This window comes from Chloroflexota bacterium (assembly GCA_035652535.1).
Taxonomy (GTDB): Bacteria; Chloroflexota; UBA6077; order UBA6077; family SHYK01; genus DASRDP01.
This window is the reverse complement of the sequence record DASRDP010000090.1, coordinates 1-11,094: the sequence shown is the minus strand read 5'-3', so window position 1 is coordinate 11,094 and position 11,094 is coordinate 1. Positions and strand designations below refer to the sequence as shown.

Here is an 11,094-nt window from a genome sequence, read left to right as displayed (position 1 = left end):
TACGATGATAACGCGCTCGACGGAGTCGTTGCGTCTCAGGAACGACGCGATCTCGGCGAGCGCTATCCGGGACGCCCGCTCGATTGGAAATCCGTATGCACCAGTGCTGATTGACGGAAAGGCCACGGTGCGGACCCCGTTTTGCTCGACCAGCGCGAAGCAGCTCCGATAGCAGCGGGCAAGCGTCTCATCCTCGCCGTGGGAGCCTCCGTGCCACACCGGACCGACGGTGTGAATAACCCACTTCGCGGGAAGGTTGTAGCCGCCGGTGATCTTCGCTTCGCCCGCCGCGCAGCCGTTCAACGTTCGGCATTCAGCCAGCAAGCCGGGGCCGGCCGCTCGATGGATCGCGCCATCGACGCCGCCCCCGCCGAGAAGCGAGCTATTTGCGGCGTTGACGATCGCGTCGACCCGCTGTGTGGTGATGTCGCCCTGGACGATGGCAAGCCTGTCGCCGAGCATCGAGACGGCTCAGCTAGGCGCTCGCTGGGCGGACTGCAGAACGTCGAAGAATGCGTCCACGACGTTGGGGTCAAAATGCGTTCCGCGGCCGCGCTTCAGCTCCTCCAGGGCGCGGACCGGGGACTCGCCGGCGTGATACACGCGCGTCTCCGTGACGGCGTCGAACGCATCCGCTACGGTGACGATTCGCGCGGAGATCGGGATCTCGTCGCCCACCAGACCGTAGGGATAGCCCGACCCGTCAAAGTGCTCGTGGTGGCCCAAAACGACGCCCCGCGCCTTTTGGAGCTGGGGGATCGGCGCGAGGATTCGGTCGCCAATGATGGGATGCTGCTTGATGATGGCGAACTCTTCCGGCGTCAGCTTTCCTGGCTTCCGGAGAATGTTGTCGGGCACGCCGATCTTCCCGATGTCGTGCAGCAAAGCCCCGACCCGGGCCGATTCGACGTCGTTGGTCGGCAGACCCATGGCACCGGCGATGAGTACGCTGTTGGACGACAAGCGCTCGGTGTGTCCGCGCGTCTCGGTATCGCGCGCCTCCAGCGCATTCGCCAACGCTGCCAACGCGTCGAGGTAGCCATTCTCGACGTCTCGGAGCAGCAAGGCGTTGTGTATGGCGATCGCTGCCTGGCTCGCCTGAATGGAGAGCATCTCGATCTCGCCGTCCGCAAACTGCTGGTCTGCGCCTGCCTTCTTGATGCGCAAGACGCCTACGAGGGAGCCATTGGCCAGGAGCGGCAGGTACATCACGGCGCCGGGCCTGGGCACGCCGCTGATGTCGGGCGGCAGGTTGGTGATGCCGCCCTCGCGCACGGTGAGCGGCTCTTGCGTTTTCGCCACCCACTCGAGCAGCTCAGCGCTGACGGGCGTGACGAGGCCTTGCTGCGGGAACGCGGCATGGCTCCGAAACGCCGGCAGGTCCGCCGCGTTCTCGGCCAACAGGATGCTGACGTGGTCAGCGCCGATGCTCTTTGCGAGCTGTTCCGTGATGGTGGCGGTGAGACGGTCGAGGCTTGTTTCGTGGTAGAAGGCGCGGCTCGTCTCGTAAAGGGGCATCAGGGCTTTCAGCCGGAGGTTCTCCTTCAGCACGCGGTTCTTCGCCAGCGCATCCTCTATGGAGAGTCGAAGCTCGTTGGCCGTAAAGGGTTTGAGGAGAAAGCCATTGGCGCCGGCGCGAAGGGCCTCGATCGCCACCTCCATCGTTCCGTGACCGGTGATCATGACGCCAGCGATGTCTGGATACAGGTGTTTGACCGTGCGAAGCAGCTCGACGCCGCTCATCCCCGGCATCATGATGTCCGCGAGGAGCAAGTCGAACGGCTCGCGAATCGCCATTTCGATGCCCTCGTGGGGGCTCGTGGTGGCGCTTACGCGGTACCCGGAACGGCTGAGGCCCATCGTGCACGAGTCGACGATGGCTCGTTCGTCATCGACGAGGAGCACTCGCTCAGCGTGGGTTTGATCCGGCAACCATCTCCTCCTCTACTGTCGCGCGCGGAAGCCACACGGTAAATGCGCTGCCCGAGCCGGGCTCGCTTTCCACCGTGATGCGGCCGTGATGCTGGGCGACGAGGGTTCGGCAAACAGCCAACCCCAGCCCGGTGCCCTGGCCGGGCGCTTTCGTCGTGAAGAAGGCATCAAAGATCCTTTGCTGCTGGCTGAGCGGAATGCCCACGCCCGTATCTTGGAATCGGAAGAATACCTCACCGTTCTCCGCTCCGGTGCTGATGGTGAGGGTACCACCACTCGGCATGGCCTGAATGGCATTCAACGTGAGATTGGTAACAATTTGTGCCATATGGCCTCGATCGACGAGGACCGAGGGTACATCATCGGCGTATGCCTCGACGAGAGTGACGTGGGCCGGACGCGCCGCGTGCTGGACGAGGCGCAGGCCGTGCCGCACGGCGTCATTGAGATTGAGCAGCTCACGGTGCGGCGCCCGGGGACGGCTGTAATCGAGAATCTCCATCACGACCTGCTTCGCTCGCTCGACCTGCTCCTGGACGCCCTCGCCGACCTTGCGCTGTTCGCTCTCGTCCATGGGCCCTTCGAGCAGGAGGGAATTGTACATATGGATGGAGGCGAGCGGGTTGTTCAGCTCGTGAGCGATCTTGGCGGCGAGCTGACCGAGGGCCGCAAGCCGCTCCGCGCCGACGACCTGGTCGTGGAGGGAGCGCAGCTCCTCGAGCTGAGCCTGGAGCTGCTCGTAGAGGCGCGCGTTCTGGATCGCGAGCGTGGCGCGCTGGAGGAAAGCAGAGAGCGCCTCGTAGTGCTGGGAAGTGAATGGCGGGTCGCTTGCGCGAGCAACGACGACGATTCCCAGCTGCCCCACATTGCTGGGAATCGGCGCGGCGCAAATGCTGACGAGATCGCCGATCTCGGCCGGGATGGCAGACAGGTCGCGGGCCAGCTCGGTAGGACTCACGGGACCGGCGGCGGCTAGGAGGACCTGTCGCGCGCGCCGATTCCGCTGAAGGAGCCGGGACAGGGCGACCATCGGCGCCGTATCGCCATCACTAGCCCGGCTCAACGGTGGGTGCGGATCAAATCGGTCGAGCTGCACGAGAGCGCAGTCGGCTTCGGTCAAGGCGCGGGCCTGCTCAAGCACCGCGTCGAGCACCCCAATTACCGTTAGACTTGTCATTGGAGCATGCGCAGCCTGGAGGAGACCACGCGTTCGGTTAAGTTCGACGCCCAAAGCTCGCTGCGCCTGCCGTGCGCGATCGACAACGATCTTCGCGACGACCCCCGTGAGGACGACCCAAAGCATTCGAAACAGTACCAGGCTCAATGTCTGCGAGTTCAGGCCATTCGTTCCAGCAACAGCCAACGAGTACGTCACCCCTATCGCCAGAGGAACAAGGAGCGCCTGCCTACTTGGGAACCGGAAGACAAAGATGATGACGGACACGTAGTAGATAACGTAGAAGTTGGACGCGATTCCGCCATCGATGCGAATGGCCGCGGCTATTGCGACCAAGTCGAACAGGCAAGGGACGTACCCTCCGCGAACGGTGCGGGGGAACTTTGGAATAAGGACCGTCAGAATGACCATATCGAACGCGAGCGCGAAGGCAATCACCGAATAGATTTCATTGCGATTTGCCAAGCCGAGTCCAGTTACGAGGGGAACAGTAATACAACCGGCGGCGGCCCTCATGACGCATATGTACCTTTCGTCATGAAGAGCATCGTCTACGACGTCTGGAAGCGGCGCGATGCGATCTAAGATGTTCCCACCCAAGGCGATGAGGTGCATTGCGCCACGCGCTGGCACCACTCGTCTAGCGACCAGCAACTTGCCCCGCTCGATCACTCGATCCTTCAAAATCGTTCTTGTTCACGATTTTTGACCACACGCGGATATCCGACCGCCGATACAGGTCGACGCTAACCTCAGTTGCCCTGAGAAACCGCTCCTCGACGGCACTATCCGTCCTCACGGTCTTCGCAATTGCTCTCGCCCGCGCAAGCTCCCGGTCAACGCGCCGCGACACTGTGCGGGAGGCTCGAGCGATTAGGTTCGAGATGGGCTCACGACCTGCGGTCGCGAGGAGCTGGCTGATACAGAGCGCGACGGCATTTACGCCGCCCTCCTCTAGCTCCCTCTTAAACGTGCAAACGTCGTTCGCTAGACGGATAACCAACGCGCACTGGTCTGCAAGCCGAAACAGGCCAGGTAGCTCCGTCTTTATACCGACGTCTGTCTCAAGAATGAGGCCGGTAATCCACAGATAGGTTATGGCGATACTGCTCCGAGCGTAGTAGATATATTCGTCATAGGGGGGAAGTTCAGCAGTGAACTGAATCGGTTTGTAGCGCCGCTGCATCCAGTACTCGTACATCATTCCGTCGATCGTACGAATCAACGAAGTTGACCACATCCGCGCTACATGTTGGTAATTTGGGAACTCCATCAATTCGCGATGGAGAACCTGGAGCGTTCGTGCTAGCTCGCTCTCAGGTTTGATGTTGTCGGCTGCTGACGCAACGAGCGCGCATTCGAACAAGGCTATGCGTAACTCCCGCTCTGTTAGCTTCCCACCGTCAACTAAATCATCGATTGCGTAGATCCACATTGAATTCTTGACTCTGCTGAGAATGGATAGTATCGGGAGATCTGGAAACTGCACGATGTTGATTAACGCAACGGGCAATACGTACGTGGGATTAAAGATCGTCCACTGTGAGCACCACTGATTGGACTGCTCAACTACTTGGTCTAGGAGCCGGTCCACCGCGGCGATCTCTCGGTCCGTGAGGTGAGGTAGCAAACGCTTGCGCTGCGCCCCATCAGCGAGCAGCGAGCGAAAAAGCTGACCAGCAGGCTGGCTACCGTCGCTTCGATTCACGGCAGGTCAGGCACCAGTTTGCTCCGTCTCCAGAGCGCTCCGATCATAATGGCGCGCACAATGTTCGGCGGCGTGTAGAGGCTCTTCCCGATCCACATGGCGGGGTGCTCCCTTTCGCCAAAATGGTCCTCCAGGTACGCCGCGCCGCGCTCGATCGCGTCCATGGCGAGGGCGCGCACCCCAGTGTCGGCCTCGGCGGCCGCGACCAGCGTGTGGGTCGCCCAGGCCGTCTCCTCCACCGTCCCGTCGCCCCAACCCCACGCCCCATTCTCATGCTGGCTCACCAGCAGCCACTGGATCGCGTCGCGCACGAGGTCGTCGGCCAGCCCGAGGAGCGCCAACACCACCTCATCGGTCGCATAGTATGGCGAGCCGTGCCATTTGTCCTGCCAGTGCTCGCCATTGACCATCGCTTGGCGCAGATACTGCACGATCTTGACGATCATCCGTCGCCGTTCGGGCGTGCTCGGGTACAGACGCAGCGCCGAGAGAATGTGGGCGTTGGTCGTGACGGACGGGTCGCGCTCATAGACAAAGGTCTGAAAGTAGTCCGCCGTCTCGAACAGCTCGAAAATGCCGGTGTCCATCGTCCGGCCCTGCCGCGTGAGCACCAATAAGGCCACGGACGTATCGTCGGCATCGGTGACCGTGCTCTCGGCCGTCCAGGCCAGCCCCATAGGACTCCAGGATTGGACGAGGCGCTCGGCCAGGTCGTTCGCCTCTGGCATTCCGTCCACGAACGGGCCGAGGCAGTGCAGCACCCAGGCCGTCTCAAACACTTCGAACGGGTGCACGTACGGTACGCCGCCGGTCGGGTCGATCCGCGCCACCCGCTCGATGTACTCCGCCGTCTCGCTCGTCGGCGCCTTTTGATGCACGAACACAGTGGCGGAAGGGGAAATGCCGTACGAGCCGTCTTGAAATCGGCACCGGGTCGCCAGCGCGGGCAGCAGACGGTCGCCCAGATACTCCAGCGAATGGGTGAGAGGCGTCGGGCCGCCGTATACCGCGATGGGCGGAATGCGCTGGAGCTTGTCGACCTTGACGGCTTCGATGAAGGTCCAGTCGTCATACGGTAGGCTGATATTCAGCGCCTGCGTTTGCCGAGTCATCTCCGGCAGAAGCAGCTCGAAACCCACCGTCTCCGCCGGATCTTCGCGGATATTTGGGCGCTCCCGGTTCAGGTAGACGATACCCCGCCGGTAGGCGAGCTCCGACTCCGACCTTCGATAGGAGCTTTGCGCCAGCGTGATCAGCGCGGCGAGTGTCGAGACGACGCGGTCGTGGGGCATCGGAATGTCCGATCCCCAGCTTCCATCCGCATGCTGCGCCTGGAGCAGCCAGTCATAGGCCGCCGGATACATCGGCACGTCCGGGTCCGTTGGGCTCGGCAGCCGAGCCACCCACGCCGTGTCGTACGCCGTCGAGGACATCTCGCCATAGGAGATGGAGCCGAGAAGCTTGCGCGCTTCCGCGGTCAGCTCTTCCTGCCCGATGCGGGGCTCACTCATGCGTTGCCTGCGCAAGCTGATTCAAGGCGTCGCTCAGCGCGTTCAGCTCGTCGCCGTAACGGGCGAAATCGCCGGCCCGCAGCGCGTCCTGCGCGCGCTGGAAGTGGTCCTGAGCCTCCGCGACGAGCTGCGCCACTTCCCCGGACACCCGGGTCGCGGGCGCAGACGGCGCCTGCGGCGCCGCGGGCTGCGCGGCCGCCGTCGGCGGCCCGGTACCGAAGAGACGCGCGATGGCGTCGCTCAACGACGCCTCCATGACGATGCGATCACCATTCGCGACCACTACGCGCTTCAGCTCGGGCAACGGGCTCGCCGTCGCCTGGAGATAGATCGGCTCCACATACAGGGCTGATTGCCCAACCGGAATGACGAGCAGGTTTCCGCGTATCACCTGCGATCCTGCCTGGTTCCAAAGCGCAAACTGCGATGAGATCTCCGGAACCTGATCCATTCGGGTCTCGATCTGGAAGGGACCGTAGATCACGGTGTCCTTCGGGTACTTATAGAGCAACATCTTGCCGTATTCCGGCTGATCCGAGCGCGCAGCTAGCCAGCTTATCATGTTGTCTCGGTTCGTTGGCGTAAACGGAAGTATCAAAATGAACTCAGGATGTTCGTCACCCGGCAGCTTCATGATGACGTAATAGGGCTCAACCGGTTGCTCCTTGTTGTAGTAGAGCTCTTTGGGAATCGTCCACTGGTCTTCCCGGAGATAGAACACCCGAGGATCCTGAATGTGGAACAACCGATACTTTTCCGCCTGTATTCGGAACATCTCCTCCGGGTATCGAAAGTGCGAGCGAATGGCGGCCGGCGCATCGTCCACGGGAACAAAGAGGCTGGGATAGATGCGCTCGTACGTCTGGATGAGCGGGTCCGAAGGATCGGCAACGTAGAAGTGAACAGTACCGTCGTACGCGCTCGTGACGACTTTTACGCTGTTCCGGATGTAGTTGAACGCGCGGGGGCGCCGAACGCCATTTTGCGCTACCGGCTGGTATGGCTCCGAATACGGATACCTGTCGCTGATGGTGTATGCGTCCTGGATCCAATAGAGCGCCCCGTCCGCGACGACGACGTAGGGATCAGGATCGAGTCGCAAGAACGGGGCGATCTGTCGCGCGCGATCGGCGATGTTCCTTCGGTAGAGTAGCTGTGACTCCTCGCGGAATGACCCATTCAAGACGAAGTTCACGTCCTGAAACTTCATGGCGAAGAGGAGCCGCCGCAGGAAAGATCCGACACTGATTCCTGCGCGCCCACCGTATTGCGGCACGAAGACGCCGCTATCGCCGCTCGGATAGTCGAATTCGGGCGTCGACGTGCCGGTCACCACGTAGTGGTTCGTCTGGCGCCCAAAGTAGATCTCTGGCCGCGTGATGGGAACCTGCCCAACCGGTGGGATGTCGCGCACGATGAGGTCCGGCAAGCCCTCCTGACTCACGGCGTTGACGGGACTCATCACGATTCCATAGCCGTGGGTGTACTGAAGCTGCCGGCTCACCCACGACTGGGCTTCGCGCGGCAACTGATCGGGCACCAGCTCCCGTGCGGCCAGCATGACCTGCCGATACTGACCGTCAATGGTGTAGCGGTCGACATCGACGTCGTCAAATTGGTAGTACTGCCGAATCGCCTGGATCTGGCGATAGGTGTCCTTCAGCGGGCGATAGTCCCACAGCCGGATGTTGTCGACGGTCTCCCGATCCGCTGCGAGCGCTGCCCCGCTGACCGACGGCTGGTAGGCCACGTCGTGCTCTTCGACGCCGTCGAGCCGAAACGCCGCCCGCGTGGACCGGATCGTTGCACCGATATATGGGCGCTCCCGGTCCAGCTCGTTGGGGGCCACGTCGACGTTTTGGACGAGTGTCGGGAATGCCCACCCGACGACCAACATGACGGCGAGCCAGACCCCCGCGCCAACGACGAGCAGGCGGAGGCCGCGTCCGAACGCCGCCGCGATGGAGAGCGCCGCCGCGAATAGGGCGGCCGCTGCCATCACCATCTGCGCTGGTCGCTGGATATTCACATCCGTGAAGCCAGCTCCGTACGCGGCGCCGCGCGTTGACCGAACCAGATCGAACATGTCCAACACGTGATGCCCGGCGATGAGCACGAATCCCACCGCGGCCAGGCAGACGATGTGGCCCTTGATGCCTCGGGAGAGGGGAAACCCGACCTGGCCGATGTTGACCGCAAGCTCATACGTGACTACCACCGCATACACCGCCACTGCCGAGAGCCCAATCAATATCCATGCCAGGAAGAGCCATCCCTCGATGGCCCGCAGGACCGGCATGACGAAGACGTAGAAACCCACGTCGTTGCCGAAGGCGGGGTCCGCGACACCGAAAACCGAGCGATTGAGGAATTGCAGCACGATCAACCAGCTACCGGTCGAGACGAGTCCCATGAAGAATGCGAGCAGTCCGCCGGCGAACAGCACGGCGACGTTGATCAGGCGAGAGTAGCTTCCGCCGCGCGCCATCTGGGCGCCGATCTGCGAGAGTAGCTCCTCCCACGTGGCGTTGACGCCCGCCCGCCGCTGTCGAACGGCGAGGCCGTAGGCCAGCCGACGCGCGACGAGGACGTTCGCCGCGAAGAGGGCCATGAAGACGCAGGCCCCGACCACGAAGAGGGTGAGCCTCGCGAACAGGCCGGTCCAGTAGACGGCGGTGAGCCCAAGGCTGTCGAACCACATCCACTCGGTGACGAGGTCGACGAGCGCGAAGACCAGGAGCAGAACGATGAGCGCGATCGCGCTCGCGACGACAACGCCCGAGATGCGCACCTGAGGGCGGTCCTGCACCCCGGGAAATGAGTCCAAACTCGGCCTCCGGTACACCCAATGGCGCACGCGCCCGGGATTCTACATCGGGAAAGTTGACCATCCCCTATTGACGTACAGTGTAAGTGGAGCTTTGGGGTCACACGGGAGGCCGCCATGGGCGATCTCAAGCGAACCGTCCTCGTTGCCGGCGGCGCCATCGCCAGCCTGTTAGCCGCCCGATGGGCGCTGCGCCAACAGAACAAGAGCAGCCCCCTCCGAACCGTTCGACCAGAATCGGAGCCAGCCCGGCGCGTCCTGATACTCGGAGCGGGATTTGGGGGCCTCTACAGCGCCGTGCGAATCGCCGATGCGCTTCGTGATCAGAACGATACCGAAGTGCTACTGGTCGACCGCCACAACTACCATCTCTTCACGCCGATGCTCACCCAGGTGGCCGGCTCGGCCGTCGAGCCGCGGAGCGTCGCCTTTCCGGTCCGTCGACTCCTGCGGGACCATCGCCTGAGCGTCCGTCGCTCGGAGGTCCGCGCCATCGATCTCGCGGCGCGCCGCGTCGTCACGGGCGATGGCGATCTGGCCTACGACAAGCTCGTGGTTGCCCTCGGATCAGTGAGCAACTTCTTCGGCATCGACGCGGTCGAGCGGTACGGGTATCCGTTCAAGTCGATGTCCGACGCCATTGGGATTCGCAATCACATCGTCGATTGCTTCGAGCGCGCGGCAAATTCCAGCGACGAAGCGGAGCGCAAGCGGCTCCTCACCATCGTGGTCGTCGGGGGTGGGCCGACCGGTGTCGAGCTTGCGGCGTCCCTGCACGACTTCATCCACCACACGCTCATCGCCGGCTACCCGAACATCTCGTTTCAGCGCGAGGTCCGAATCGTTCTCTGCGAGGCCCAAGGGCGCGTCCTGCCCACCCTCGGCCCAGACCTTGCCCGCGAGGCTGCAGGCGTCCTTCGGCGGAAAGCGGTAGAGGTGCTGTCCAATACGTCGATCGAGCGCGTCTGGGACGGTGGCATCGCGACCCAGGACGGTCGGGAGATCCCCACCTCAACCCTGGTCTGGGTTGCCGGCGTGAAGGCGAATCCCGTCGTCGCGGCCCTCGACCTGCCAAAGGGTCGTGCGGGGGCCGTCGTCGTGGACGAGTGCCTCCGAGTCCCCGGCGTCCCGGGGGTGTACGCGCTCGGCGATAGCGCCGCGTACACGGATCCCTCCAATCACCAGCCTCTCCCGGCCGATGCGAAGGTCGCGATTCAGCAGGCTGTCACGGTGGCGGAAAACGTCGTGCGAGAGCTGCGCGGGGAAGAGCCGCGGCCCTTCGCCTATCGAGGCCTTGGGGAGATGGTTTCGCTCGGCACGAACGCCGCTGTCGCGAACGTCCTCGGGTTCCGATTGTCGGGCGCGCTGGCCTGGCTCGTGTGGCGCACCTTCTACCTGGGCCGCCTCCGCGGGCTCGAGAGCAAATTCCGGGTTCTGGGCGACTGGGCGCTGGGGGCGCTGTTCGGCCGCTACACGGCGGAGATCGAGCTTCCACCACCGGTGGAGGCTGCGGAACGCGTCGCCTGACTGCGCGCGGCTATTTCAGCGTCGCCGGCGCGAACGTCCCGGTCACCTCCTGGTAGCCGTCGTTCTCGATCAGCTCTTCTTCGCGATAGAGCCCCAGCGCCTGCATCGCCGGCCCGTCGTTGTATGAGAACAGGCACGCTGGCGCGCTGCCCGAGGGATTTGCGTGCTCGTGCATGGCCCATTTGGGTATGACGAAGATGTCGTGCTCTTCCCAGTCGAAGCGCACGCCGTTGACGATGGAATACCCGCTCCCCTCCACCACCTGGTACACGACGTCCATGGTGTGGCGATGGGCCTGGGTGTGTTCACCAGGGCGGAGGAGCTGGGCGTGCGCGCCGATGGTCGGCATGATGGGCCCGCCCGTGTGGGGATTGACGTATTCCATGAAGATCCCGTCCCACGGGGTCCCCGG

Annotated in this window: 9 protein-coding genes; 2 read left to right on the top strand and 7 right to left on the bottom strand. The window is 63.1% G+C overall.

Annotation, left to right across the window (positions count from 1 at the left end; all coding sequences use genetic code 11):
* From VFC51_10715 to VFC51_10705, 3 genes are all read right to left on the bottom strand, one after another.
* The coding region (locus VFC51_10715) for an O-acetyl-ADP-ribose deacetylase (protein ID HZT07491.1) at positions 1-462 on the bottom strand (462 nt) is incomplete at its 3' end.
* A 9-nt stretch (positions 463-471) separates the two neighbouring features.
* A complete protein-coding gene (locus VFC51_10710) occupies positions 472-1,932 on the bottom strand; it encodes an HD domain-containing phosphohydrolase (protein HZT07490.1) in 1,461 nt (486 codons plus the stop codon).
* The gene (locus VFC51_10705) at positions 1,910-3,109 is read right to left on the bottom strand and encodes an ATP-binding protein (GenBank protein ID HZT07489.1); all 1,200 of its coding nucleotides are present in this window, start codon (positions 3,107-3,109) and stop codon (positions 1,910-1,912) included. Before VFC51_10705 ends, VFC51_10710 begins: the two co-directional genes overlap by 23 nt.
* A 6-nt stretch (positions 3,110-3,115) precedes the next feature.
* Here VFC51_10705 and VFC51_10700 point away from each other — a divergent pair, with 6 nt between their 5' ends.
* On the top strand, positions 3,116-3,694 hold the full coding sequence (locus VFC51_10700) for a hypothetical protein (protein HZT07488.1): 579 nt from the start codon (positions 3,116-3,118) through the stop codon (positions 3,692-3,694).
* A 55-nt stretch (positions 3,695-3,749) separates the two neighbouring features.
* On the opposite strand, the gene VFC51_10695 is transcribed toward VFC51_10700, so the two are convergent.
* The 3 genes from VFC51_10695 to VFC51_10685 form a co-directional block, all read right to left on the bottom strand.
* Entirely contained in the window at positions 3,750-4,703 is a 954-nt protein-coding gene (locus VFC51_10695) for a terpene synthase family protein (protein ID HZT07487.1), read from the bottom strand.
* Positions 4,704-4,813: 110 nt separating this feature from the next.
* Entirely contained in the window at positions 4,814-6,328 is a 1,515-nt protein-coding gene (locus VFC51_10690) for a hypothetical protein (GenBank protein ID HZT07486.1), read from the bottom strand.
* Positions 6,321-9,155 (bottom strand): UPF0182 family protein, encoded by a 2,835-nt coding sequence (locus VFC51_10685; protein HZT07485.1) that lies wholly within the window; start codon positions 9,153-9,155, stop codon positions 6,321-6,323. The genes VFC51_10690 and VFC51_10685 overlap by 8 nt, the downstream gene beginning before the upstream one ends.
* A 117-nt stretch (positions 9,156-9,272) precedes the next feature.
* Here VFC51_10685 and VFC51_10680 point away from each other — a divergent pair, with 117 nt between their 5' ends.
* Positions 9,273-10,682: an NAD(P)/FAD-dependent oxidoreductase gene (locus VFC51_10680; protein ID HZT07484.1), complete on the top strand. Its 1,410-nt coding sequence runs from the start codon at positions 9,273-9,275 to the stop codon at positions 10,680-10,682.
* 10 nt (positions 10,683-10,692) lie between these two features.
* Here the strand turns inward: VFC51_10680 and VFC51_10675 are convergent.
* Positions 10,693-11,094, bottom strand: a 402-nt coding sequence (locus VFC51_10675) for a cupin domain-containing protein (protein HZT07483.1), incomplete at its 5' end; no start/stop codon positions are given.